Annotated in this window: 21 protein-coding genes and 1 other RNA gene; 15 read left to right on the top strand and 7 right to left on the bottom strand. The window is 62.3% G+C overall.

All coding sequences use genetic code 11. The annotated features are described in order from the left end of the window. Positions 1-12: 12 nt before the first annotated feature. From NE851_RS25840 to NE851_RS25810, 7 genes are all read left to right on the top strand, one after another. Positions 13-1,287, top strand: a complete 1,275-nt coding sequence (locus NE851_RS25840; protein ID WP_047610886.1) for a YeaH/YhbH family protein — start codon at positions 13-15, stop codon at positions 1,285-1,287. Beyond that, complete coding sequence (locus NE851_RS25835) at positions 1,284-2,834, top strand: SpoVR family protein (protein ID WP_047610884.1); 1,551 nt, start codon at positions 1,284-1,286, stop codon at positions 2,832-2,834. The genes NE851_RS25840 and NE851_RS25835 overlap by 4 nt, the downstream gene beginning before the upstream one ends. 160 nt (positions 2,835-2,994) lie before the next feature. Then, positions 2,995-3,915, top strand: a complete 921-nt coding sequence (locus tag NE851_RS25830) for an adenylate/guanylate cyclase domain-containing protein (protein ID WP_063474608.1) — start codon at positions 2,995-2,997, stop codon at positions 3,913-3,915. Between the two features lie 266 nt (positions 3,916-4,181). Beyond that, positions 4,182-5,393 carry an efflux RND transporter periplasmic adaptor subunit gene (locus tag NE851_RS25825; protein ID WP_127430213.1) on the top strand — a complete coding sequence of 404 codons (1,212 nt, stop codon included), beginning with the start codon at positions 4,182-4,184 and terminating at the stop codon, positions 5,391-5,393. Then, a complete protein-coding gene (locus NE851_RS25820; RefSeq protein ID WP_127430214.1) occupies positions 5,390-8,545 on the top strand; it encodes an efflux RND transporter permease subunit in 3,156 nt (1,051 codons plus the stop codon). Before NE851_RS25825 ends, NE851_RS25820 begins: the two co-directional genes overlap by 4 nt. 269 nt (positions 8,546-8,814) lie before the next feature. Beyond that, positions 8,815-9,813: a flagellin N-terminal helical domain-containing protein gene (locus NE851_RS25815; RefSeq protein ID WP_063474610.1), complete on the top strand. Its 999-nt coding sequence runs from the start codon at positions 8,815-8,817 to the stop codon at positions 9,811-9,813. A gap of 266 nt (positions 9,814-10,079) precedes the next feature. After that, on the top strand, positions 10,080-10,745 hold the full coding sequence (locus NE851_RS25810) for a YiaD family glycine zipper/OmpA-like lipoprotein (RefSeq protein WP_047610874.1): 666 nt from the start codon (positions 10,080-10,082) through the stop codon (positions 10,743-10,745). 67 nt (positions 10,746-10,812) lie between these two features. On the opposite strand, the gene NE851_RS25805 is transcribed toward NE851_RS25810, so the two are convergent. After that, positions 10,813-11,220 carry a DUF2000 family protein gene (locus tag NE851_RS25805; RefSeq protein ID WP_063474611.1) on the bottom strand — a complete coding sequence of 136 codons (408 nt, stop codon included), beginning with the start codon at positions 11,218-11,220 and terminating at the stop codon, positions 10,813-10,815. 40 nt (positions 11,221-11,260) lie between these two features. Here NE851_RS25805 and NE851_RS25800 point away from each other — a divergent pair, with 40 nt between their 5' ends. After that, positions 11,261-12,172, top strand: a complete 912-nt coding sequence (locus NE851_RS25800; protein WP_127430215.1) for an AraC family transcriptional regulator — start codon at positions 11,261-11,263, stop codon at positions 12,170-12,172. On the opposite strand, the gene NE851_RS25795 is transcribed toward NE851_RS25800, so the two are convergent. Further along, positions 12,132-13,226: an AbrB family transcriptional regulator gene (locus tag NE851_RS25795; RefSeq protein ID WP_127430216.1), complete on the bottom strand. Its 1,095-nt coding sequence runs from the start codon at positions 13,224-13,226 to the stop codon at positions 12,132-12,134. The two genes, NE851_RS25800 and NE851_RS25795, sit on opposite strands and share 41 nt — an antisense overlap. Before the next feature lie 258 nt (positions 13,227-13,484). After that, on the bottom strand, positions 13,485-14,387 hold the full coding sequence (locus tag NE851_RS25790) for a LysR family transcriptional regulator (RefSeq protein ID WP_254958633.1): 903 nt from the start codon (positions 14,385-14,387) through the stop codon (positions 13,485-13,487). 92 nt (positions 14,388-14,479) lie between these two features. Here NE851_RS25790 and NE851_RS25785 point away from each other — a divergent pair, with 92 nt between their 5' ends. From NE851_RS25785 to NE851_RS25775, 3 genes are all read left to right on the top strand, one after another. Then, complete coding sequence (locus NE851_RS25785) at positions 14,480-15,514, top strand: aldo/keto reductase (RefSeq protein WP_254958631.1); 1,035 nt, start codon at positions 14,480-14,482, stop codon at positions 15,512-15,514. 264 nt (positions 15,515-15,778) lie between these two features. After that, positions 15,779-17,191, top strand: a complete 1,413-nt coding sequence (locus tag NE851_RS25780; RefSeq protein WP_127430219.1) for an FAD-binding oxidoreductase — start codon at positions 15,779-15,781, stop codon at positions 17,189-17,191. A gap of 191 nt (positions 17,192-17,382) precedes the next feature. Then, positions 17,383-21,093, top strand: a complete 3,711-nt coding sequence (locus NE851_RS25775) for an AsmA family protein (RefSeq protein WP_127430220.1) — start codon at positions 17,383-17,385, stop codon at positions 21,091-21,093. A 95-nt stretch (positions 21,094-21,188) separates the two neighbouring features. On the opposite strand, the gene NE851_RS25770 is transcribed toward NE851_RS25775, so the two are convergent. From NE851_RS25770 to ssrA, 4 genes are all read right to left on the bottom strand, one after another. Then, positions 21,189-21,413, bottom strand: coding sequence for a ribbon-helix-helix domain-containing protein (locus NE851_RS25770; protein ID WP_047610860.1), 225 nt, complete (start codon positions 21,411-21,413; stop codon positions 21,189-21,191). Positions 21,414-21,519: 106 nt separating this feature from the next. Next, entirely contained in the window at positions 21,520-21,714 is a 195-nt protein-coding gene (locus NE851_RS25765; protein WP_127430221.1) for a DUF4169 family protein, read from the bottom strand. 50 nt (positions 21,715-21,764) lie between these two features. After that, positions 21,765-22,280, bottom strand: a complete 516-nt coding sequence (locus NE851_RS25760; RefSeq protein WP_047610856.1) for an SspB family protein — start codon at positions 22,278-22,280, stop codon at positions 21,765-21,767. A 128-nt stretch (positions 22,281-22,408) separates the two neighbouring features. Beyond that, positions 22,409-22,771, bottom strand: a transfer-messenger RNA (tmRNA) gene (ssrA, locus tag NE851_RS25755). Positions 22,772-22,882: 111 nt separating this feature from the next. Here ssrA and NE851_RS25750 point away from each other — a divergent pair. From NE851_RS25750 to hflC, 4 genes are all read left to right on the top strand, one after another. Continuing rightward, positions 22,883-23,677 carry a thymidylate synthase gene (locus NE851_RS25750; protein ID WP_063474617.1) on the top strand — a complete coding sequence of 265 codons (795 nt, stop codon included), beginning with the start codon at positions 22,883-22,885 and terminating at the stop codon, positions 23,675-23,677. 13 nt (positions 23,678-23,690) lie between these two features. Further along, positions 23,691-24,209, top strand: a complete 519-nt coding sequence (locus tag NE851_RS25745; protein ID WP_127430223.1) for a dihydrofolate reductase — start codon at positions 23,691-23,693, stop codon at positions 24,207-24,209. Positions 24,210-24,358: 149 nt separating this feature from the next. Continuing rightward, on the top strand, positions 24,359-25,441 hold the full coding sequence (gene hflK / locus NE851_RS25740; protein WP_047610852.1) for an FtsH protease activity modulator HflK: 1,083 nt from the start codon (positions 24,359-24,361) through the stop codon (positions 25,439-25,441). Positions 25,442-25,444: 3 nt separating this feature from the next. Continuing rightward, positions 25,445-26,401: a protease modulator HflC gene (gene hflC / locus NE851_RS25735; RefSeq protein WP_047610850.1), complete on the top strand. Its 957-nt coding sequence runs from the start codon at positions 25,445-25,447 to the stop codon at positions 26,399-26,401. Positions 26,402-26,594 lie beyond the last annotated feature (193 nt).

The raw sequence follows: 26,594 nt of genomic DNA, 5'->3' as shown, positions 1-26,594 counted from the left end.
TGCGGAGCCATTATGCACATTGTCGACCGGCGGCTGAATCCGCGCGGTAAAAGTCTGGAAAATCGGCAGCGGTTCCTTCGACGCATGAAGGGCGCCGTGCAGCAGGCGGTCAAACGTTCTCTGCAAAACCGCAACATTCGCGATGTGCTCGACGGCGGGGAAATCAGCCTGCCGATCGATGGGATGGCCGAACCGAACTTGCGAAGGGGCGACGGCGGCATCCGCGATCATATCCTGCCTGGAAACAGGGCCTTCGTCGAAGGCGACATTCTTCCGCGCCCGCCGGGGAGCAGGGGCGGAAAACCCAAGGATGCGGGCGAGGGCGACGGCGAGGACGGCTTCCGTTTCGTGCTCACGCGCGAGGAATTCCTCGATGTGTTCCTGGACGATCTGGAACTGCCCGACCTTGCCAAGCGGCGCCTGGCCGAAACCGAGGAGGAAACGCCCTTCCGTGCCGGCTATTCCGTGTCGGGATCGCCGTCCAACATCGCCGTCGGCCGCACGACCAGGCTCGCGATGATGCGCCGTGTCGCGCTTGGCCGTCCGCGCCGCGAAGAAATCGAAGCCCTGCAGCGGCAGATCGAGGAATGCGAGGACGACGAGAGCCGCCTGACGCTTGAGGCAAAACTCAAATCCCTGACGGAAAAAAGCCGGCGCATTCCCTATATCGATCCGCTCGACGTGCGGTATCGCCGCTTCGAAAACGAGCCGAAGCCTGTGGCGAAGGCCGTGATGTTCTGCCTGATGGACGTCTCCGGCTCGATGTCGGAACACATGAAGGACCTGGCGAAGCGTTTCTATCTGCTGCTCTACCTCTTCCTGTCGAAGCGTTACAAGAAAGTGGAGATCGTCTTCATCCGCCATACCGACAAGGCCGAGGAAGTCGACGAGGAAACCTTCTTTTATGGCCCGGCAACGGGCGGCACGCTGGTCTCCAGCGCGCTGGCGGCAATGCGGGCGATCATCGCGGCGCGTTTCGATCCGGCAGAATGGAATATCTATGGCGCCCAGGCCTCGGATGGCGACAATGCCCATTCGGACGGGAACCTGAGCGGGCAGCTGCTGCGCGAGATTTTGCCGCTGTGCCAGTATTTCGCCTATATCGAGGTTGGCGAAGAGGGCGGCGACTCCTCCGTATCCCGCTCACCGCTTTGGATGCTCTATGACGGGATCCGTTCCGAGCTGCAGCCGCTTTCGATGCGCAAGGTCTGCCGGCGAAACGAAATATTCCCGGTTTTCCACGATCTCTTCCAGAAACGTGACGCACAGTCGAAGGTAACGCCATGACCATGACGATGAGGCCACGAGAGCGGCTATTGTTCGAGGGGGCCGACTGGGACTTTTCAACACTCCAGCGCATCCACGACGCCTGCGAGGACATCGCGCTTAACGAACTCGGCCTCGACGTCTATCCGAACCAAATCGAAGTCATCACCTCCGAGCAGATGCTGGATGCCTATTCCTCAACCGGCATGCCGCTCTTTTACCGCCATTGGTCCTTCGGCAAACACTTCGCGCATCACGAAACTTTCTATCGCCGGGGGATGCGCGATCTTGCTTATGAGATCGTCATCAACAGCTCTCCCTGCATTTCCTACCTGATGGAAGAGAACACGGCGACGATGCAGACGCTCGTCACCGCGCATGCGGCCTTCGGCCACAACCATTTCTTCAAGAACAATTATCTCTTCAAGCTCTGGACCGATGCGGAGGGCATCCTCGATTACCTTGATTTCGCCAAGGGTTATATCACGCGCTGCGAGGAGCGTTACGGCGAGACGGCCGTCGAGCGCACGCTCGATGCAGCCCATGCGCTGATGTCGCACGGGGTGCATCGATACGCGGGCAAGACCACCATCGATCTTCGCCAGGAGGAGAAGCGGCAGCAGGAGCGCCGCGCCCACGAGGAACAGATGTTCAACGACCTGTGGCGCACGGTTCCCGTCGGCAAGGCCAAAAAGGCGAGCGACAGCGGCCTGGATAAGCGCCGCGCCGCCCTCGGTCTTCCGCAGGACAACATCCTTTACTTTCTCGAGAAAACGGCGCCGCGGCTGCAGCCGTGGCAGCGCGAGATCCTTCGCATCGTCCGCCACGTCGCGCAATATTTTCATCCGCAGCGCCAGACCAAGGTGATGAACGAGGGAACCGCCACCTTCGTCCACTACCAGATCATGAACCGGCTTCACGAGCGAGGGCAGATCAGCGACGGAAACTTCCTGGAATTCCTGAAGTCGCACGCCAATGTGGTGTTCCAGCCGAGTTATGACGACCGGCGGTTCTCGGGATTCAACCCCTATGCGCTTGGTTTTGCGATGATGCAGGATATCGAGAGGATCGTCACGGCGCCGACGGAAGAGGACCGCGCATGGTTTCCCGATATCGCCGGACGAGGCGATGCGATGGCGGTGCTGCGCGACATCTGGGCCAACTACCGGGACGAGAGCTTCATCAGCCAGTTCCTGAGCCCGAACCTGATCCGGCAGTTGCGGTTGTTCCATCTCTACGACGATCCGGAACAGACCGAGGGGATACTGGTTTCGGCGATCCACAATGAGCGCGGATATTTGCGCATCCGCCGCCAGCTCTCCCGCGAATACGATATCGGCTGGACCGACCCGGCAATCGATATCGTCGATGTCGACCTCGCCGGCGACCGCCGCCTGTTGCTGCAGCACATCGTCGTGAATGGCTGCTACCTTCAGGAAAATGACACGAAACTCGTCCTGCAGCATCTCGCCGATCTCTGGGGCTACGACGTCTTGCTTCAGGAAATCGACAGCTCCAGCACGGTGGCGAGAGAACACACGGCGAGCCCGCGCAAAATCGTTCAATAATCAGCCGTTATGCTGACGGGCGATAATCAACAATTATCGGTGGCAACAAACACAAAGCCTTAGTAGTTTATCGCCGTTGCAATCGCCCACCTGATCTCGGCCAGTTTCACCCTTTGCAGCGATCTTTCCCGGCGGGCGGATAGCGCGGAGACGAGAGACCATGAGTGAAACGCGGCGCAAGCTGACGACGATCTTCTGTGCTGACGTGCAGGACTATACGCGGCTGATGGGGGCTGACGAGGAGGGCACGCTTGCCAGCCTGAAGCGCTGCCGCGAGGCGATGGGGCGCCTGATCGAAAGCCATGGCGGCCGCGTCATCAATACCTGGGGCGATGGGCTGATCGCCGATTTCCCGAGCGTGGTCGAAGCGGTGCGCGCGGCCGTCGACACCCAGAACGAACTCGCGGGCTTCAACGCCCGCCGCCCGGCCGACGGGCGCATGCTCTTCCGCATCGGCATCAATCTCGGCGACGTCATCGTCGAAGGCGACGATATTTATGGCGACGGCGTGAATATCGCGGCGCGGTTGCAGGCTTCGGCGGCGGCCGGCGGCATCGTCATATCGAGCACCGTTTACGACCAGGTCCGCAACAAGGTGGCTGTGGGTTTCGAGTTTCTCGGGCCGCTGATGGTGAAGAACGTCGATGAAGGCGTGCCGAGCTATGCGGTGAAGATCGGCGACGCCAGGGATGAGACGCCGCCTGCTGGAAGATCCGGTCCGGCGCGACCGCAGCCGGCGGCGGTTATGCCGGCTGATATGGCCGAGGTAAGGCCGGCACCGGGCGGACGCAGGCTGTACGGGGTGCTTGGCGTCATCGCCGTGGTCCTGATCGGCATCAACCTTCTATCGTGGCAGGGCGTTTTCTGGGCGCGCTTTCCGGTGCTTGCGCTCGCCGTTGTCGCGGCACTCGCCTGGAATCGCGACCAGACCCGGTTCCACCGGAAGATCACCTTGCTGGCGATCCTGGCGCTCGGCTTTGTCAGCATCAACCTCTTCACCTGGACGGGGCAGTTCTGGGCGGTGTGGCCGATCCTCGGGATTGCCGCCGCAATGGGCCTGCGATGGTCGATGCGCCGATAGGCACCAACCCGCATCGCCAGAGATTGGATACGGCATCTCTCCCGAAATCGACGGCGTCAAAGACATGCGTGAGTGTCCGTTCAAGCAAAAGTGAGCGGCCGGGTTATTTCCATTCTTTGCTGATATTACAAATCGGTAATGCCGGCTGCTTATGCTTGCCGGTAAACTGTAAACGCGCGATATTGTCGCATCAGACGGGACTCTCGATCCCGCGGCGCCTCTTTCGACCGACCCTGGTCCAACCTCGAGTCCCTCTGGAGACGTGAATGGCCTTTTGGAAGCAGTTTATACTGTCGCTCGTCGTCATCATTGCCGGCTTTGCCGCGTGGGTTTTCCTTGTGCCTGGCGCCGGCGATACGATGCGCGATGCAGGTATTCCAGAGAGCATCGTTTCCAAGATCGCGCCGAAGGCCGAGGAGACGGCGGATGCCGATGCTCCCGGCCGGGCGCAAAGTCAGCAGCGCGGTGAGGGACAAGGCCAGAGCCAGAACCGCCGCAATGGCGGCGGGCGCAACAGCGCCATCCTCGTCGCGACGCAAGCCGTCGTCCAGGGCGTCGTCAACGATCGGCTGAATGCCATCGGCACGGGTGACGCGATCCGTTCGGTTGCGGTCACGCCGCAGGCATCGGGCACAATCCGCGAAATCCTCATCAAGTCGGGCGACAGGGTGAAGGCCGGGCAGGTGCTGGCCAAGCTCGACAGCGAAGAGCAGGTGATCGCCCGCGGCCAGGCGGATGTGGCGGTCAAGGCCGCCGTCGAGAAATCCAATCTCTATCACAACATCAAGTCCAGCGTGTCGCGCATGGATGTCTTCGATTCCGAGATCGCCGAGCAGGGCGCGCGGCTGCAGCTGCAGGCTGCCGAGCTCAATCTCGCACGGCGCAACATCACAGCCCCGATCGACGGCATCGTCGGCATCGTGCCGGTCAATATTGGTGACAACGTCACGACGAGCATCCCGATCGTCACCCTCGACGACCGTTCGGAAATCCTCGTCGACTATTGGGTGCCGGAGCGCTTCGCCAATACAGTGTCGGTCGGCCAGCCGGTCGAGGCGATGTCGGTCGCAAGGCCGGGACAGGTGTTTTCCGGTGTCGTCGAAGCCGTCGACAACCGCATCGACGCGGCAAGCCGCACGCTTCGCCTGCGCGCCCGGATCGACAACAGCTCCGATGAGCTGCGTGCCGGCATGTCCTTCAGCGTCAGCATGAAATTTCCCGGCGACAAATATCCGGCCGTCGACCCGGTCGCCGTGCAGTGGGATTCGCAGGGTTCCTTCGTCTGGCAGGTGACCGACGACAAGTCGCATAAGGTGCGCGTCAGCGTCGTGCAGCGGAATCCCGATTTCGTGCTCGTCAAAGCCGACCTTAAGGACGGCGACAAGATCGTAACGCAGGGCCTGCAGCGTGTGCGGGAGGGCGGGGCGGTGCGTATCAGCGCCGATGTCGCATCCACTGCGGAGGTCGCGACCCAATGAGCGTGACCGAGATTCATCAGGACAGGGCCTCGGGCAAGCAGAGCTTCACCGCACTTTTCGTTCGCCGGCCGATCCTGGCGCTGGTGTTCAACACGCTGATGGTCGTCGCCGGCCTTGCGGCTTATGTCGGCGTCGAGGTGCGCGAACTGCCGGATGTCGACCGTCCCGTCGTCACCGTGCGCACCACCTTCGACGGCGCATCGCCGCAGACGATCGACCAGGAACTGACCAAGGTGATCGAGGGGGCGGTTGCGCGCGTCAGCGGCCTGAAGTCGATCTCGTCGACCTCTTCCTTCGGCCAGAGTCGGGTGACGCTGGAATTCTCCGATGCGATCGATCTGGCGGTCGCCGCCAACGACGTGCGCGACGCGATCGGCCGCGTCACCCAGAACCTGCCGGATGAGGCGGATGCGCCGCAGATCGTCAAGGCGGATTCGGATTCCTCGGCGATCATGCGCCTTGCCGTCACCTCCACCAAACTCAACATGGACGACCTGACACAGCTCGTCGAAAACGAGGTGATCGATCGCCTCGCCTCCGTCGATGGCGTTGCCGATGTCGAGGAATATGGCGACCAGGAGAAGGTTTTCCGCGTCGATGTCGACCAGGGCGCGCTGGCCAGCCGCGGGCTGACCATCGGCGACCTGACGAAGGCGCTCGACAATGCGGCCCTCGACGTGCCGGCCGGCTCGCTGAAAAGCAAGACGCAGGATATCGTGGTGCGCGCCACCGCCAATCTGCAGACGCCGGCGGATTTTTCCAACGTCATGCTGCAGGATCGTATTCGGCTCGGTGATGTGGCGACGGTGACGCTTGGGCCGCGCGACGGTGAAACGGCGCTGCGCTCCAACGGCAAGCCGGGCATCGGCCTCGGCATCATTCGCCAGGCGCAGTCGAATACGCTGAACATCTCGACCGGCATCAAGGCCGCTGTCGACCAGCTATCGAAGACGTTGCCCGAGGGCACGAGGATCGCCATAACCAGCGACGACGCCGTCTTCATCCAGGGCGCGATCCACGAGGTGGTGCTGGCGCTGGTGCTCGCCGCCGTCATCGTCACCGCCGTCATCTATCTCTTCCTGCGCGACTGGCGCGCGACGCTGATCCCGGCGGTCAGCATGCCGGTGGCGCTGATCGGCACGCTGGCGGCAATTTATATGGTCGGCTTCTCGATCAACATCCTGACGCTGCTTGCCATCGTGCTGGCGACCGGCCTCGTCGTCGACGATGCGATCGTCGTGCTCGAAAATATCGTGCGCCGGCGCGCCGAAGGCATGGGGCCGCGCGCGGCCGCCGTGCTCGGCACGCGCGAGGTGTTCTTCGCCGTCATCGCCACGACGGCGACGCTGGCGGCGGTGTTCATTCCGCTCTCCTTCCTGCCGGGACAGGTCGGCGGCCTTTTTCGCGAATTCGGCTTCGTGCTCGCCTTCTCGGTCGGGCTGTCGTCGATTGTGGCGCTGACGCTGTGTCCGATGCTTGCCTCGCGCATGCTGACCAAGCCGGTTCTCGAGGATCACGGCGCGCTCGGCCGTTTCGGCGGGGCGCTTGCCGGTCTCTATAAATGGGCGCTGCACGGCTGCCTCAACGCGCCCTTCGTCGTCATCCTGTTTTCGGTAATCTTTGCCGGCGCGGCGGTCATCGCCTTTTCCACAGTCAAGAGCGAGCTGACGCCCGAAGAGGACCGCTCGATGGTGATGATGCGGCTGACGACGCCGCAGGGATCGAGCCTCGAATATACTCGCGACAAGATGCAGCTCGTCGAGGAATATCTGCAGCCGCTGGTCGACAGCGGCGACATCCGCAACGTCTTCTCGATCTCAGGCCAGGGCGGTTCTTTGAATAGCGGCTTCATGGTGCTGACACTTGCTCCCTGGGGAGAGCGTCAGAGGACGCAGGCGGAGATCGTCGGCGACATCAACCAGGCGGCATCAAGGGTGCCGGCGCTGCGCGGCAATGCCATCTCCTCCAACAGCCTGCGCATCCGCGGCGCCGGCAGCGGCGTGCAGATGGCGCTGATCGGCAATGATCACGAGGCGCTGACGGCGGCAGCCGCCAAGCTGGTTCAGGCGCTCGAGGCCACCGGCCAATACGATACGCCGCGCCTGACCAACGAGCCGAGCCAGGCGCAGGTATCGGTGGCGATCGACCGCGAGCGTGCCTCCGACCTCGGCATCGACATCACCGGGCTTTCGACGGCGATCCAGTCGCTGCTCGAAGGGCGCTCGGTGGTCGACGTCTTCGTCGACGGCGAATCCTATCCCGTGCTTCTGACCTCGACGACGCGGCCGATCGACGATCCGACCGACCTCGAGAACGTGTTCCTGAAGACCGGCGACGGCAAGATCGTGCCGATGTCGGTCATCGCCACGATGAAGGAAGGTTCGGTTGCGCCGCAGCTCAACCGCGAGCAGCAGCTCGCTTCGGTCGCGATCACGGCCGGCCTCAGGAACGGCATGTCGCTCGGCGATGCGGTCAAGCAGGTCACAGCGCTCGCCGAGCCGCTGTTGCCGGCAGGCTCCCGCCTGTTGCCGCTTGCTGAAGCGGCGACGCTCGAGGAGAATTCGAGCGGCATGGCGCTGACCTTCGGCTTCGCCATCGTCATCATCTTCCTGGTATTGGCCGCGCAGTTCGAAAGCGTGCTGTCCTCGCTGATCATCATGTCGACGGTGCCGCTCGGCCTTGCCTGCGCCGTTTTCGCGCTGGTGATCACCGGCTCCAGCCTCAACATCTACAGCCAGATCGGTCTCGTGCTGCTCGTCGGCGTCATGGCCAAGAACGGCATCCTGATCGTCGAATTCGCCAATCAGCTGCGCGACCGCGGCGAGGACGTGCGGTCCTCGATCGAGAAAGCTTGCGCGCTACGCCTTCGCCCGGTGATGATGACGATGATTGCCACCATCCTCGGCGGCGTGCCGCTGGTCTTTGCCCATGGCGCGGGCGCCGAAGCACGCGTCGCGCTTGGCTGGGTGATCGTCGGCGGTCTCGGTTTCGCGACGCTGGTGACGCTGTTCATCACGCCGGTCGCCTATCTGCTGCTTGCCCGCTTCGCCAAGCCGCACGCCCATGAGGAAGCGCGCCTGCACGAAGAGATGGCGGTCGCCACACGGTCGCGCACTGCCCCCGACGATGAGCAGCTACAGGCTGCCGAATAAGGCTTCCATCCGATTTTGCAACGCCGCCGTACCTCGTCCGGCGGCGTTTCTTATGGTGTACGAAACCTTGAAAAATAAGATGAATTACTTCTGAAGTTTAGCCGTTTGTTAAGCATAAACGGCAATGATTGCTCCAGACACCGACTGGTCTTCTTCGTTTCTTGAAGGCCGCAGCGCTGAAGCGTCAGCGACCCCGGACATGAGCGTCCGCGCGGCACGGTTCATTTTTGTACAGTTTGCGTCTGTTGAGTTTTTGGAGTCTAGTTCCCGTGAGTATTTATCAGCGCGTTTCCGTGGACGCGGCGCTTCATGTGCTGCGCGATATCAATCGGAACATGGCCGTCACTCAAAATCACATCACGACGGGCATGCGTGTTGCAAAAGCCAGCGACAATGCCGTCTACTGGTCGGTCGCCACAACCGCGCGAACCGATAACAAGGCGATTTCAGCGATCCAGGATGCGCTCGGCATGGCGGCGGCGACGATGGGAACGGCCTATACCGGCGTTCAGGACGTCATCGACGTCGTCTCCGAGATCAAGGCGAAGCTGGTCGCCGCAACGGAAGATGGTGTCGACAAGAACAAGATCAACGAAGAGCTCAAGCAGTTGCAGGAGCAGTTGCGCAGCGTCTCGGAAGCGGCGACCTTCAACAGTGACAACTGGGTGGTCCTCAATAACGATGCGACCCCGACGCAGCCGCGCCAGATTCCGGCCTCCTTCATTCGCAATGCCGACGGCACTGTCTCGGTCGGCATGCTGAGCTACCATATCGATACGACGCCGAGCGGAAGCACGTCCTCCAAGGATGCGCGCTATCTGATCGATGATCGCGCCACCGGTTCGGGTGAATACGGTGTGCTGACGTCGGCCTATTTCGCCACCGAGCTCGGCGCCTCGCAGAACTACGTGCTGATGACGAGCAAGAACGGCACCACCACCGGCCAAGTGGTGATCTCGCTTTCGGACACCACGACGAAAGGACAGGTCAGCGAAATGATCAGCGTCGTCGATGCAGCGCTGACGCAGCTGACGACGGTCGGCTCGGCTTTCGGCGCGCTGGAGAAACGCATCAACCTGCAGAACGATTTCGCTGGCAAACTGCACGATAACATCACCGCCGGCATCGGCCGGCTCGTCGATGCCGACATGGAAGAGGAGTCCAGCAAGCTCAAGGCGCAGCAGACGCAGCAGCAACTCGGCCTGCAATCGCTGAACATCGCCAATGCGACTTACGATACGGTCAGGCAGTTGTTCCAGAATTTCTAAGAGTGCGATCCCACTCTCCCTCATTCCGGTGACGAGCACAGGAATGAGGGAGGAGAAGTGGCGGCTCCAACAACGCACTATGGAGACGTCAGCCGATGACGGCAATCAAGGGCGCACTACTCGCTAAAACTGGTGATATCCGCGCATTCCCGCAACATGGCTTCTGTTTCGGCGCCTGAAATTCCCCTATCAAGAGAGCATCTTCATTTTCTTGCCGCAATCCTTGCCATTTGCTCGCATCAGTTCGAACGGAGACCGTCCTGTCCATGATCAAGAAATTCATACTTCTGGCTGTTGCAGCAAGTTATCTCAGTGCCTGCACGACGACCGATCCCTATACCGGTGAGCAGAAGGTTTCCAATACGGCCGGCGGCGCTGCGCTTGGCGCCCTCGGCGGTGCCCTCGTCGGTGTGGCTGTTGGCGGCGGCGGCCACGGCAAGCGTAATGCGGCATTGATCGGCGCAGGCGTCGGGGCTCTCGCCGGTGGCGCGATCGGCAATTACATGGACCAACAGGAAGCCGAGCTTCGTGCCCAGCTCGAAGGCACGGGCATTTCGGTGACCCGCAACGGCGACAACATCATCCTCAACATGCCCTCGAACATCACCTTCGACGTCGACCAGGATGCGGTGAAGCCGGGCTTCTATCCGACGCTGAATTCGGTGGCGATCGTACTGCGCAAGTTCAACCGGACGCTGATCGACGTCAACGGCCATACGGATTCGACCGGCAGCCTGCAGCACAATCAGGATCTGTCGCAGCGCCGCGCGCTTTCGGTTGCCGATTATCTCGGCGGCCAGGGCATCGACCAGCGCCGCGTCTCCGCCGTTGGTTTCGGCCCGTCGCAGCCCGTCGCCTCCAATGCGAGCGAGGCCGGCCGCGCACAGAACCGCCGCGTCGAAATCCAGATCGCGCCGATCACGCAGGGCTGATCGCACGCTTTCCCAGACAACACGAAGGCCGGGTCATTGCCCGGCCTTTTTCATTCCAATCTTTACGTCAGTGCTGCATCGTCGCGCCCTTGGTGATCTTGTCGACGATCTTCTTTTCGGCGCGCAGCGCGATACCGACCACCTTGGCATCTTCGGGCGCGAATTCGGCGAAGACGGCGCGGTTGGCGGCGTCGTGGCCGGTTGCAAACATTTCCTCGATGAACAGCGAGGCGGTGACATCGCGCTCCAGCGCACGGCGATGGATGGCTGACATCGTCGCCTCCTCGGCGGAGAGCACGATGATCGGTTGGATCGACAGCGGATTATAGAGATTGCCGGCGCGGTCTTTGTAGGGTTCGCCGATGATTTCGGGGTGTCCGCCGGCGATGCCTGTCATCAGGAAGGCGGTGACGTTCAGTTTCTGCCAGCCGGCAAGATTGTTTCGCAGGACGACGGCAATTTTGGTATCAAACATCGGATGGTCTTTCACCTCGGGTTAAGGAGTATCGGGCGCGTTGAGCCAGGATTTACATCCGCAGGCCTTCGAAGGTCTTGAACGTTTGTGCGCGGGACCATCCGGCAACGCCATCCTGGCCGCGCCGGCCTTTCCCGGCATCGAGCGCATCGAGGCGCAATTCTCGGGCAATGCCTTCGAGCCGCACCGGCACGACACCTATGCACTCGGGGTCACACTGAAGGGCGTGCAGACCTTCCGCTATCGCGGCGAACAGCGCTTCAGCCTGCCGGGGCAGGTGATCGTGCTGCATCCCGACGAGGAACACGACGGTGGGGCGGGGACGGAGGATGGGTTGCAGTACCGCATGCTCTACCTGGAACCATCGCTGCTTCTCGAATGCCTGGAGACGGATGGCGCAGGCCTGCCTTTCGTCGACGAACCTGTCATCAGCGATCCGGTGCTGGCGGGCGTGCTGCTCGCGGCGCTCGGCGAACTCGATCGCGAACTGGACGAACTTTTCGTTGACGATTTCCTGTCGCGGGTGACGGGCGGGCTGTCACGGCATGCGCGTATGCCGCGCCGGCCGCTCGGCCTCGTCGCCTGGCGGCAGGCGCGGGCGGCGCGGGATTATCTCGAGGCGCATGCGACCCGGGCGGTGCGTTCAGGCGAGTTGGAAGCGGTGACGGGGCTCGACCGTTTCGCGCTGTCGCGGCATTTCCGGGCGGCCTTCGCCACCAGCCCGCATCGCTACCTCTTAATGCGGCGGCTGCAGCAGGCGCGGGCGATGATCGGCGCGGGCGAGGGGATTTCCGATGTGGCGGCGGCGACCGGCTTTGCCGATCAGAGCCATCTCAATCGCCATTTCAAGAAGGCCTACGGCATGACGCCCGGCCAGTGGGCAGCGCTCGCGCATAATTCCGCGCAGCGTTCTATGCGGGATTTTCCGCAAGGCCGGAACGGCGTGCGATGAAGCGGGCGAGCATCGGCCCGATCATCAGGATCACCAGGAAACGGCCGGTCTGCATCGCCATCACGAAGGGTACGTCGACATCGCTGGAGGCGGCGATAATGGCGACGGAATCGGCGCCGCCAGGGCTTGTGGCGAGATAGGCGGTCAGCGGATCGATGCCAGCGAAGACGTGAAGCGCTGCGGCCATGCAGCCGCAGAGCGCCATCAGCAGCACGATGCAGGCCGATACCCTCGGCAGGGCACGCGCAACGTGCTTGAGGATCGAGCGGGTGAAACGCAGGCCGATGCTCCAGCCGACCAGTGCATAGGCGATGGCGAGCAGCCACATCGGCAGCTCGATCTTCAGGAGACCCATGCCCTGGAGCAAGGCGCCGAGAAAGAGCGGTGCGATGATCGTGCCGCCCTGGAGGCGCAGGCGCCGGACGCCATAGGCACAAAAGGCGGCAAAAGCCATCGTCGCAGCGAAGGCCGGCCAGTCAATCTCGGGAAAGAGGACAAGCGGCGGCGGCTCGCCGCCGTCGGCCGCCACCCACAGGCGCGAGATCACCGAGGCGCCGACGGCGACGAAGACGACGCGGAGATATTGCATGAAGGCGACGAGGCGGGCATCGGCGCCATAGGCTTCCGACATGATGACCATGGCGGAAGCGCCGCCCGGCGAGGAGCCCCAGACGGCAGTCGTTCCCGGCAGCACCTGCCAGCGCGTCAGCAGCCAGCCGAGGCCGGTGGCGATGGCGATGACCGAGAAAATGAACAGCAGGAAGAGCGGCGCTTCCTTCGCCATGGTGCCGAGAATGTCGGGGGTGATGGTGCGCGCCATCATCAGGCCGACGAGGACCTGGCCGAATTGCAACGGCCAGAAGGGCACGCGAAGCTTTCCCTTGCCGACGGTCAGCGCCAGAAGAATGGCCGCAACCATCGGGCCGATCAGCAGCGAGGCGGGCAGGGCGAAGAGTTCGAGGAAGATGACGAGAGCTGTGGAAAGCGCCAGCAGCAGCGCCCATTTCGGCAGGCCGGCATCCCGCAGCAGGCGGCTCGCGTCGCTGAATGACATGATCCCCGTGTCTTTTTCTGGCCGGCGCCAAGCCCTGAGGCTGAAGATGGGAGGGGGCTCCGGCATGACGAAGAGAGGCCGGCTGCAAGAGCCGGCTGGCGCGGGTCCGATATAGGCGGGTGGAAGACGAACGGTCAATTGCGAAATCTGGCTTCTCGGCGCCTGGGAATGCGAAATTGATTCATATAGCTTTTGTAAGCTATTGTTTTCATGGAGGTTGACTTCCGAAGCCACTGAGCGGTTTCGGTTGAGCTGCCCTCAAAAACGCACGTGGCTGACGAGGAAATCGAGCAGTGCGCGGACCCGTGCCGGCAGCAGCCCACCCTGGCCCATGTAGAGGGCGTAGAATTCCTCGAGATCGCCGGGATTGGCCTCTTCGAGCACCGGCACCAGACGCCCGGCATCGATATCGGCGCGCACGGTGAAGGCGGCGAGGCGGGCAAGGCCGGCGCCTGACAGAGCGAGGTGCCGCATGGCTTCTCCGTCTGTCACCTGCACGCCGGGGGTGACCGGGATGGTTACGGTCTCGCCGTCTTCGTGCAACGGCCAGCCCTCGACGGCGCGGGCGTAGGAAAAGCCGATGCGGCAATGGCGGCGGAGATCGATGACAGTGCGTGGCTCGCCATGACGCGAGAGATAATCCGCCGATGCGACGATGATCTTGCCGGTGGCGCCGAGCTTTCGGGCGATCAGACTGGAATTCTTCAGGGGGCCGGCGCGGATCGCGACATCGGCGCGCTCCTCCATCAGGTCGACTATTCTGTCGGTATGGGAAATATCCAGCGTCACGGCCGGATGAAGCGCCATGAAGGCGGGCACCAGCGGCGCCAGCACATGATTGCCGAAGGAGCCGCTGGTGTTGATGCGGATGCGGCCCGAAGCCTGCTCGCCTGTCGAGGCCTGACGTTCGGCCTCGGCGATATCGGCAAGGATGGCAATGCTGCGCTCGTAGAAGGCGCAGCCTTCCGGCGTCAGCTGCAGCTTGCGCGTCGAGCGGTTGATAAGGCGGGCGCCGAGGCGCGTCTCCAGCCGGGCGACGAGCTTACTGACGGCCGACGGTGTCATGCGCCGGGCCGTGGCGGCCGCGGAAAAATCGCCGCGCTCGACGACACTGACGAAGACTTCCATTTCGCCGGAGCGGTTGATGTCCTGACGGCTCATGATGAATTCAATTCACAGATGATTTTCTTTCAGGCAATCTATATCACAAGCTGGCCAAGGTCTATCTCAGAGGAAATACAGGAGACAGATCGATGGATTACAGAAATCTCGGTGCATCCGGCCTCAGGGTGCCGGTGTTGAGCTTCGGCGCAGGCACATTCGGCGGCAACGGTCCGCTGTTCGGCGCCTGGGGCAATACCGATGCGGAAGAGGCGCGACGGCTCGTCGACATCTGCCTCGAAGCCGGCGTCAATTTCTTCGACACGGCCGACGTCTATTCGGCCGGCGCTTCCGAAGAGGTGCTCGGCCAGGCGATCCGTGGCCGGCGCGACGCGGTGCTGATCTCGACGAAGACGGCGCTGCCGATGGGCGAGGGGCCGCAGGACTGGGGAACGTCGCGGGCGCGGCTGATCCGCGCGACCGAGGATGCGCTGCGCCGGCTCGGGACCGACTATATCGATCTCTTGCAGCTTCACGCCTTCGATGCCTCGACGCCGGTCGAGGAGGTGCTGTCGGCGCTCGACGGCCTCGTCGCCGCAGGCAAGATCCGCTATGTCGGCGTTTCCAATTTTGCCGGTTGGGAGCTGATGAAGTCGCTTGCTGCCGCCGAGCGCTATGGCTATCCGCGTTATGTCGCCCATCAGGTCTATTATTCGCTGGCTGGGCGCGATTACGAATGGGAACTGATGCCGCTTGGCGCCGACCAGGGTGTGGGGGCTCTCGTCTGGAGCCCGCTTGCCTGGGGACGGTTGACCGGCAAGATCCGCCGCGGACAGCCGCTACCCAAGGCAAGCCGGCTGCACGAGACGGCGCAATACGGCCCGCCGGTCGATGATGAGAAGCTGTTCGACATCGTCGAGGTGCTGGACGCCATCGCGGCGGAGACCGGCCGGACGGTGCCGCAGATCGCCATCAACTGGCTGCTCGGCCGGCCGACGGTATCGAGCGTCATCATCGGCGCCCGCAATGAGGAGCAGCTCCGGCAGAACCTCGGCGCGGTCGGCTGGAGCCTGTCGAAAGACCAGATCGAAAGGCTCGACGCCGTCAGCACTTTCACTGCGCCCTATCCCTATTTCCCCTATCGGCGGCAGGAGGGTTTTGCGCGGCTCAATCCGCCGCTCGTCTGAGGTGTCGGAAGGCGAACTTGGCTATAACAGCCGGCCTATAACAAAAGGGGAATGAAATCTTCTGCCAATCTTAACTGGACAGCCGCTTTGACTTGCCGCATACCCAGCCTGCTGCATAATTCCTTAAATCGGAATCGAATTAAGGATGAAATTATGCAGCAATTTTAAAGTCCTACAGCGTCCTTTGCGCGTCTGAAAAGACCGCGGCGCTGTAGCCTGCGAGACATGATAGGGTTTCTGCGGAATAGCAGGGAGATCAAAGGAATGGCGCTGAAGGACGCGAAGGCCGGCACACGCAACGAGGCGGGCATAGCTGCCGTGCTCGGCATTCTCAAACAGAGCTTCGGCGAGCGCTTCCAGACCGGCCAGTCGTTCCGCGAGCAGCATGCCCACACGACCACCTATATCCCGTCGCAACTGCCGGACGGGGTGCTCTTTGCGGTGAGCGCCGAGGATGTGAAGGCGGCGGTCAGGGCGTGTGCGACCCACAAGGTGCCGGTGATCGGCTTCGGCGTCGGCACCTCTCTGGAGGGGCAGGTCAACGCCGCCAATGGCGGCATTTCGATCGATTTCAGCCGCATGAACCGGGTGCTCGAGGTCAATCCCGAAGATCTCGACTGCACCGTCGAGCCGGGTGTGACGCGCGAGGCGCTGAACATCCACCTTCGCGATACCGGCCTGTTCTTCCCGATCGATCCCGGCGCCAACGCCTCGATCGGCGGCATGGCCTCGACGCGGGCTTCCGGCACTAATGCCGTGCGCTATGGGACGATGAAGGACAATGTCCTTGCCGTCACCGCGGTCACCGCCAGTGGCGAGGAAATCCGCACGGCCCGGCGCGCCCGCAAATCTTCCGCCGGCTACGACCTGACGCGGCTCTTCGTCGGCGCCGAGGGCACGCTCGGCATCCTGACCTCGGTGACGCTGCGCCTACAGGCGATCCCGCAGAAGATCGCCGGCGGAGCCTGTGCCTTCCCGAGCATCAAGGCTGCCTGCGATGCCGTCATCATGACGATCCAGATGGGCATTCCGGTGGCGCGTATCGAGTTGCTCGATACGGTGCAGATGCGGGCCTGCAACGCCTATTCCAAGCTCTCTTATGCCGAGAGCCCGACGCTGTTCCTCGAATTCCACGGCACCGACGAGACGGTGCCGCTGCAATCGGCGGCCTTTGCCGAGATCGCGGCGGAATGCGGTGGCGGCGAATTCCTCTGGACCGCCAACGCCGAGGAGCGGACGAAGCTCTGGAAAGCGCGCCACGACGCCTATTGGGCCGCAAGGGCCTTGGCGCCCGGGCTTGCCGCACTTTCGACCGATGTTTGTGTTCCGATATCGAAGCTCGCCGATTGTGTTTCCGAAACGCAGGCGGATATCGAGGAACACGGGCTGCTGGGGCCGATCGTCGGCCATGCCGGCGATGGGAACTTCCATGTGCTGCTGCTGTTTGACGACAGCAGTGCCGAGGACATCGCCAGGGCCGAGAGCTTCGTGCAGCGGCTTAACCGGCGGGCGCTCGACATGGATGGGACATGCACCGGTGAACACGGGATCGGGCAAGGCAAAATGGCGTTTCTGGAACAGGAGCTCGGAGGCGCGGTGGATCTGATGCGACAGGTGAAACAGGCGCTCGATCCGGACGATATCTTCAATCCCGGCAAGATTTTCCACCATGGCTGAAAACGGAATATTCTCATGAAGTTGGGCCTTGCCCCCGGCATGAACGGCGCTAGAGCATTTCCGTTTTTTTCCAAGCTGCGGAAATGCTCTATCTTTTTGTTTTTCCGCAACTCCGGACGCAAAACCGCTGTGCACTTGTGCTGGAATTGCTCTAGTGTCGGCAACAGAATCCCGAATGGAGACTCCTTGCATTGGTAGGCCGGTTCCTCGTCTTTCTGGGGGGAGTGATCGTCGTAGTGCTGTTTGTGGCGCTGCTTGCGCCACTGTTCATCGACTGGACGGATTTCCGCAAGAATTTCGAGGATCAGGCAAGCCGCATCATCGGCAAGAAAGTCACCGTCTACGGCACGGTGGACGCGCGCCTGCTGCCGTTTCCGTCGGTCACGCTGCACGACGTGCGCGTTGGCCAGGAAGTGGACGGCACGCCGATCGTCAAGGTCGAGCAGTTCTCCATGGATGCGGAACTCGCGCCTTTCCTGTCGGGCGAAGCGCTGATCTTCGACATGCGTGTCGTCAATCCGAAGGTGCGCCTGAGATTGCTCAAGGATGGCACGCTCGACTGGATGCGCGGCAGCCGCGCTGAGATACCGGCAAAGACCGTCGTTCTCGAAAATGTGCATGTCAGCGGCGGTGAAGTCGAGTTCGTCGACGACCAGTCGGGCCGCTCGCGCCGCATCACCGGCCTCAATGCGGAAATGTCGGCGAAGTCGCTGGCCGGACCCTGGCGCATCGAAGGCGATGCGGCGCTCGACGGCGAGCACGGCAGTTTCTCGATCTCGAGCAGCCAGCCGGATGAGAAGGGCGTGCTGCGCATGCGCACGAAGCTTTCGCCGGACAAGCACCCCGTCAGCGTCGATCTTGACGGCGAGCTAAAGCTCGTCGACAGCAAGCCGAATTATCAAGGCCAGCTTTCGGCGGCGATCGAGACCCGCAACAGCGCCAGGCCGGCCGACAAGAATGAGCAGCCGCCGCGCGTCAAGGGCCGCTTCGAGCTGACCAACGAACGCATCCGCATTCCCGAATACCGGATGGAGATCGGCCCGACGGACGATCCCTATGTCATAACTGGCGAGGCGACGCTCGATACCGGCAATGCGCCGGAATTCCTGTTGACCGCCGACGGCCAGCAGATTGACGTCAACCGTATCGGCAATCAGGGCGCGGCCGGCAAGACGACGCGGGATGCGGCGGTTTCGGCGCGCCAGCGGCTGAATTCGCTGATCGATATCGTCGGGCAGGTGCCAATCCCGCAGGTGCCGGGCAAGGCGAGCGTCAAGCTGCCGGCCATCGTCGCCGGCGATACGACGCTGCGTGACGTGCAGCTGGAGCTGGAGCCGGCCGGAACAGGCTGGATGATCGACAGCGCCACCGGCACGTTGCCGGGGCGCACGCAGGTGGAAGGCAAGGGCAAGCTCCAGCTTCAGGGCGAAGCCTCCTTCAACGGCCAGATCGTGGTGGCTTCGAGCCAGCCGACGGGACTTGCCTCCTGGCTTGCCGGCTCGGTCGATCCGGCCATCCGGCAATTACGGCAGGCGGGCTTTTCCGCCAATGTCAGCCTGACGCATGAATTGCAGCGTTTCGAAAATCTCGAGATCGCCATCGGACCGGCGACGCTGAAGGGTCGACTGGAGCGCCAGGCGATTTCCGGCCAGACGCCGACGCTGTCTGTGGCATTGAATGGCGATACGCTCGATCTCGACGCGCTGCAGGCGCTGAGCGGGCTGATGACCGGTCAAGACGCCGGCGACAACGTGCTCGACCATAAGATCGCCGCCCAGCTCAAGGCGGACAAGTTCACCGCCTTCGGCGTCAATGCCGAGAATGTCGAGACCACCTTCACGATTGCCGATGGGGAGCTTGCCGTCGACCGGCTGTCGATCAAGAATATCGCAGGCGCCGAGCTGACGGCGACGGGCAGGGCGGAAGGTTCGCTGCTCGATTACAAGGGCGCGGGTGAGATTACCTTCAAATCCGCCGATCCCGGCGGCTTCTTCACTATGCTGCGCGAGCATCTGCCGCATCACCCGGTACTCGACCGGTTGGTGCGCAATGCCGGCTGGTACGGCAATACCGCGCTTCGCGGGGCGCTGACGCTCGGCGGCGACGAGGGCGACGCGCTGACGGTGACGCTTGCCGGCGTCTCGAACGGCAGCCGCGTCAATCTCGATTACCGCATGTCCGACCTCTTGGCGCTGACCGGCAACGGCACGACGAGCCTGGAGGCGACCCTCGAAAACGCCGTGCCGTCCATCCTGTTCGGCCAGGCCGGGCTCGACCCGCTGCCGGTCGATGTCGGCGCCAACGGCCGCCTGACGCTGAAGGTGAAGGCATCGGGCAACGATCCCGCCGATGCGGCGCTGACCTTTGCGACCGACCGGACCTCGTTCACCGCCAACGGCAAGGTCGATGTCCGGCCGGAAACCTTCATGAACGGCCGGATCGCCCTTTCGCTCGACAGCGCCGATATCGACCCATATCTGATCATGAACGGCATCGCCCTGCCGCAGACTGGGACGGGGCTGCCGTTCGGCCTGCAGGTCAATGCCGCCGTCGACAGCGACAAGATCGTCTTTTCCGATCTCAAGGGTCATGCGGCCGACAACGAATTTTCAGGCGGGCTGAGCTTCGACCGGAAGGCTGCGAAGACGACGGCGAGCGGCGGGCTGACGCTTTCGAAGGCCGATGCCGGCTGGCTCGGCGAGGCAGTGTTCGGCCAGATCGTCGATCCGGCCAACGGTCAGCTGACGACGGCGCCGCTGGGGCTGCCCATCTTCAAGGATCTCGACGTCAACGTGAAGCTGACGGCCAAGGAGTTCTGGCCCGGCCTGCCGGAAACTGCGGTGTCCGACTTTACCAGCAACGTCGCCTACAAGGGCGATGAGCTGCAGCTCAACGACATGGCCGGCAACTGGGACGGCGGAAAACTCTCCGGCAACCTGCTCTTCACCAATGCCAACGGCACCGGTTTCCTGCAGACGAAGCTTGCGCTTGCCGATTCCGATCTTTCCGGCATCGTCTGGCTGCGCGATGGCGCGCCGATCGCCAACGGCAAGTTCGGTTTGTCGCTGTCGATGGAGGCCTCGGGCAAGACGATCGGCGAGATCGCCAGCTCGCTCAATGGTTCGGGCGAATTGAGGCTCGGCGATACCAGCATACGCGGGCTGAACCTCGCCATCCTTCCGCCGCTGCTTGCCGCAACCGACACGATGCAGGAGCAGATCAATGCCGGGAAGGTGCATCCGATCGTCGAGACTTTGCTCAGCAACGGCGAGGCGAAGCTGCCGCCGCTCGGTATTCCCTTCAACATCACCGACGGCACGCTGAGGGTGCAGAATGTCACCGTCGCCAACGATCTCGCCCGCATTACCGCCGATGCGCAGATCGCGCTGCCGGAGGAACGGATCAGCGCGACGCTTGGTGTTGGCCTTAATCCCGGCACGGAAGCGCTTTCCGGCGCCGAGCCGGCGCTCAGGCTGAATTTTTCCGGCATGCTGCCATCGCCCGGCAAGACGATGGATGTGACCGATATCACCAGCTATCTGTCGCTGCGTGCCTTTGAGCGCGAGCGCCGGCGGGTTGAGCGGCTGCAGGCGATCGTGCTCGAAAAGCAGCGGCTGCGCCGCGAGGTGGCGCTCTACCGGTTCAACGACGCGGAGCGAGTCCGGGCAGCCGAGATCGAGCAACAACGTCGGGCGGAAGAAGAGCGGCTGCGCGCATTGGCGCAGGCGGCAGCGGTGCAGAAGGCGGCTGCCGAGGCGGAGGCCGCGCGTGTGGCGGAAGCCAAAGCCAAGGCGGATGCGCAAGCAAGGGCCGCTGCCGAGGCGGAAGCGGCGCGCCGTAGCGGGCAGGCGCAGCCCGGTCCGCTCAATTTCGACCAGCTGCCGGGCGTTCAGGCGCAGTGACGGCGCATAGAATTTGATTCATGCAACGCGCCTCAGCTCTTTGTTTTCATTGATGTCGCCGTCACAAAGCGCCATGCGATCTTAAGCAATATGTATCAGGTCCGGCGGTCGCCGCCGGCCTTCGCCCAGGCGAGCACGTGGAGCCGCAGCGCCGAGGACAGGTTGCTGTCGGCAGGACGGTGGTCGTCGATCTCGGAGATCAGCGCGGCAAGCGGCATCGAGCGGCATGCGGCGATGGTCTTCAGCTCGGCCCAGAATTCATCCTCCAGCGAGAAACTGGTGCGATGGCCGTGCAATGTTGCCGAATGCTTGCGGATCATGAAGGCTGTTTCGCGTTTCGATCGGGTTCGAAGATCGATTCAAGGCGGCCGTGCAAGTGGTTGATTGCAGAATCCATTCCGGCTCTTCAAGCCGTCGGTGAAAGCGTCACGCGCCGTCGTCATCCGTTTCGATCCGGCCGTCGCGATGGGCCTTGTCGGCCTTGTCGTTCAAGCTGCGGGTCAGCTGCTTTTCGACCTTGGTGCGGCCGAAGGAAACGCGGTTCTGCTCAGCCTGCTTTTCCTTTTCGGAGCGGGCCTGCTTCTTGCGGAACTGGCGCAGATTGATGATTTCGGCGCTCATGCGGTTGCCTGAATTCCCTATGAAAAAGGGAGGCTTGGCCTCCCTTCAAATCACTGCTTCTTGCGGAAGGAGTCGAGCGAGACGACGGAGCCCGGCTTCTTCTCTTCGCCGTCGGCAGGTTTCGCGCCCGCCGCGTCATCGGGCTTTGCAGCCGCATCGACAGGATAAGCGGTGATCTCGCCTGATGGCAGCTCCTCGCCATCGGCCAGCGGCACGTCGAATTCAAGTTCGAAATTGACGGAGGGGTCGTAGAAGCCGCGGATCGCATTGAACGGGATGACCAGCTTTTCCGGAACGTCTGAGAAGGAAAGGCCGATCTCGAAATGCGTCTCGGTAATCTTCAGGTCCCAGAACTGGTGCTGGATGACGATGGTCATCTGCTCGGGATATTTCGACTTCAGGTGCTGGGAGATGCGTACGCCGGCGGCACCCGTGAGGAAGGTGATGAAGAAGTGATGGTCGCCGGGCAGACGGCCTGTCGCGCCGACTTCCGCCAAAACCTTGCGGATGACGCCGCGAAGTGCATCCTGTGCCAGAATGTCGTAGCGGATATGATCCTGCCCCATGCTTTTCCTGTCTTTCGTCGGTTCGGAAGTCTTTTCACAAGGTTATATGCCACGTCCGGGCGCCTTGGGAAAGACCGGAGCCGAGTCACGTTTTGAAGCAGCATACATGATTTCGGCGGCAGGGAGAAGGTGAAGGCTTCTGTTGCCAGGTGCCTTCGGACCCCGCCTAGAGGTGCGAACCACTAGGACTTTGATTGAAGTGTCACACCGCGATTAAGCAGCGAGACGAGCTTCCGCATAGTTGTCGTTTGCAACTACAATTTTAGCCCGATAACGGCGGTACAATGCCGAGCAAAAAGACGATCTTTACACCCTTGTCGATCCTGTTTCGCCCCCATCAAAAGCCGGCCTTCGAGGCCGCCGGTTTTTGGTGGAGGCGCCGGGTACCGCCCCCGGGTCCAATAGGTTTATTACACCGCTCATTTATCGCCATAGCCGACCCGAAAGCCGGCAAGGGTGATATAGTGGTTTCCTCAGCCCAAGGAAAGGGCAAACGTCATAAAAGCGTTATGCAGCCCATCAGAAACATTGGGAAAATCCCCGGTGGCGATTGGTTTCCCGCCGCTGAGGGCTTAAATTGGGGCAAACGGAATCAGCGCGACATGAAGCAATATCTCGATCTCCTGAACCATGTGATGGACAAGGGCTCCGACCGGGGCGACCGCACCGGCACCGGCACGCGCTCGGTCTTCGGCTACCAGATGCGCTTCGACCTCGAAGAGGGCTTTCCTGTCCTCACCACAAAGAAGCTGCATCTGCGCTCGATCATCCACGAGCTTCTCTGGTTCCTGAAGGGCGAGACGAATATCCGCTATCTCAAGGAGAATGGCGTTTCTATCTGGGACGAATGGGCCGACGAAAACGGTGATCTCGGGCCTGTCTACGGCGCCCAGTGGCGCTCCTGGCCGGCGCCGGATGGCGGCCATATCGACCAGATCGCCAATCTCGTCAAAGGCATCGTCAACAACCCGAATTCACGCCGCCATATCGTCTCGGCCTGGAACCCGGCCGAAGTGGATGAAATGGCGCTGCCGCCCTGCCATTGCCTGTTCCAGTTCTATGTGGCCGATGGCAAGCTTTCCTGCCAGCTCTACCAGCGCTCGGCCGATATCTTCCTCGGCGTGCCGTTCAACATCGCTTCCTATGCGCTGCTGACGATGATGGTGGCCCAGGTGACCGGGCTGAAGCCCGGCGATTTCGTCCACACGCTCGGCGACGCCCATCTTTATCACAATCATTTCGACCAGGCGAAGCTGCAGCTGGCGCGCCGGCCGAAGCCGCTGCCCTTCATGCGCATCAATCCTGATGTGAAGGACATTTTCGGCTTCACCTTCGACGATTTCGAGCTGATCGGCTACGAGGCCGATGCCAGCATCAAGGCGCCGATCGCCGTCTGATCCGGGACATTCCATGGCCGACATCCGCAGGACCATCTTCGCCGCCGTTGCCCGCAACGGCATTATCGGCCGCGACGGCGATATGCCCTGGCGGCTTTCGAGCGATCTCAAGCGCTTCAAGGCGCTGACATTGGGCAAGCCCGTCGTGATGGGCCGCAAGACCTACGATTCGATCGGCAAGCCGCTGCCGGGGCGGCCGAATGTCGTCATCTCGCGGCAAGCGACGATAAATCATCCGGATGTCAGCATGGCGCAGTCGCTGCCGGAGGCGATGACGGCGGCCGAAAGGCTGGCGCTCGAAACCGGCGTCGATGAGATCTGCATTCTCGGCGGCGGTCAGGTCTATGCGCAGGCGATCGGCCTTGCCGACCGGATGTGCATCACGCATGTCGAGGCCGATCTCGATGGGGACGCCTCATTTCCCGCCATCGATCCCTATATCTGGCAGGCGGGGGAGCCTATCGCGGTTCCGGCCGGCGAGAAGGACAGCTATCCCACGCGTTTCGTCGTCTATGAACGCCGACACGCCTGAAAATGAACTATTTTCCAATTAAATTGACCAAGTTTCCCACGTTGCGTTGAAAGCCGATGCGGCGATACCTATAACGGTCACCAACGCATCCGCCGGTCAGCCCCCACGGTTCCGGATGTGTGGAAGACTTAACGAACAACGAGGTTTTGATGCCCTGGAGCAATCAGAATGGCGGCGGCGGCCCTTGGGGCGGCGGCGGCGGTAATAATCAGGGACCATGGGGCCAGGGGCCGAACCGCCCGCGCGGTGGCGGCGGCAAGGGCGGACCGCCCGATCTGGAAGATATCATCCGGCGCGGCCAGGACCAGCTGCGCAACATCGTTCCCGGCGGTTTCAACGGCGGCGTGGCGGTGATCGTCGTGGCGATCCTCGCGGTGTTCTGGCTGATCCAGTGCATCTACGTGGTGCAGCCGGACGAACGCGGCGTCGAGCTGCGGTTCGGCAAGCCGAAGGAAGAGATCTCGATGCCCGGCCTGCATTTCCATTTCTGGCCGATGGAAACCGTCGAGACGGTCAAGGTGACCGTGCAACAGCTGAATATCGGGGCGACCTCGGCCTCGTCTTCGAACGGCCTGATGCTGTCCAGCGACAAGAGCGTCATCAACGTGCAGTTCGCCGTCTTCTACACGGTCAGTGATCCGAAGGCCTATCTCTTCAACGTCGAAAATCCGGCAGAGACCCTGCAGCAGGTTTCCGACAGCGCCATGCGCGAAATCGTCGGCCGGCGTCCGGCCCAGGACGCCTTCCGCAGCAATCGCCAGCCGATCGAAGTGGATGTGCTCAATATTCTGCAGGATACCATGAACCGCTATGGCGCCGGCGTGACCGTCACCGGCGTGACGATCCAGAACGTGGCGCCGCCGCGGGAAGTCGCCGATGCTTTCGAAGAGGTGCAGCGTGCCGGCCGTGACCGCGATAGCACGATCGAGGAGGCCAATCGCTACACCAACCAGAAGCTTGGCCAGGCGCGAGGCGATGCGGCCAGAATCCGTGAAGATGCCGCCGCCTACAAGGACCGTGTCGTGAAAGAGGCGGAAGGTGAAGCGCAGCGTTTCACCGCGATCAACGACGAATATTCCAAGGCGCCTGACGTAACCCGCAAGCGGTTGTACCTCGAAACGATGGAGCAGGTGCTGAAGAACTCGAAGAAGGTCATCATCGATGAGAAGCAGGGCGTGTTGCCCTATCTGCCGCTCAACGAGCTCGGCAAACCGGCGCAGCAGGGAGGTTGAGTCATGACATCGAACAGACTTCCCATCATTCTCCTCATCCTCGCCATCGTGCTGGTCGGGCTCTATTCGTCCATCTTCGTGGTGAATGCGCGCGAGCAGGCCATTGTCGTCCGTTTCGGCCAGATCCAGTCGGTCAAGACCGAGCCTGGCATTTACTTCAAGCTGCCGTTCGGCTTCATGGATGCCGACCGCGTTCAGTTGGTCGAAAAGCAGGCGCTGAGGCTCGATCTCGACAATATCCGGGTTCAGGTCCAGGACGGCCAGACCTTCGACGTCGATGCCTTCGTGATCTACAATATCTCGGATGTCCGTCGTTTCCGCGAGACGGTATCGGGTGATCGTGAGGCCGCGGAAGCGCGGCTGAGGGCGCAGCTCGATTCATCGCTTCGCCGCGTCTACGGTCTGCGTGACTACAATGCCGCACTCTCGGAAGAGCGTGTCGCGATGATGCTGGAGATTCGCGACGACCTGCGTACGGATGCCGAAAATCTCGGCCTGCATATAGACGACGTTCGCATCCGCCGTACCGACCTTTCGCCGGAGGTTGCGCCGAACACCTATAATGCCATGCGTTCGGAACGCCTTGCCGAGGCCGAGCGTATCCGTGCCGAAGGCAATGAGGAAGGCCAGCGGCGCCGGGCCGTCGCCGACCGCCAGGTTGTCGAGCTCACCGCAGGCGCCCAGCGCGATGCGGAAATCCTTCGGGGCCAGGGCGATGCCGAACGCAACCGCGTCTTCGCCGAAGTGTTCAGCAAGGATCAAGCCTTCTTCGAGTTCTATCGCTCGATGGCGGCCTATTCCTCGGCGCTTTCGTCCCAGGACACGACGCTGGTGCTGTCGCCGAATTCGGAATTTTTCCGCTTTTTCGACAATGCCGCCGGCACTCTGCAGCCGTCGCCGGCAAATCCGGCCGCACCGGCTGCGGCTGCTCCCGCAGCACCCGCCCAGCCGGCGAACTGACGGCAAGGGATGCCGATCGCATCCCGACAATCCTCGAAGGGCCGGCCCGAGTGCCGGCCCTTTTTTCGTGGGATGATTGAGATGATCCGGCATTTGCGAGGCCACGTCACATTGCACGGGGATTTCGCGAAAAGGTGATTTCACCCTCCATCATTCCGCCTTATGCTGGTGCTCAATGTGCGCATTTACCCCT

The sequence above is a fragment of the Rhizobium anhuiense bv. trifolii genome (genome assembly GCF_024346605.1).
Lineage (GTDB): Bacteria > Pseudomonadota > Alphaproteobacteria > Rhizobiales > Rhizobiaceae > Rhizobium > Rhizobium anhuiense.
Note: the sequence above shows the minus strand (reverse complement) of the source record. Positions and strands in the feature narration are given on the sequence as shown.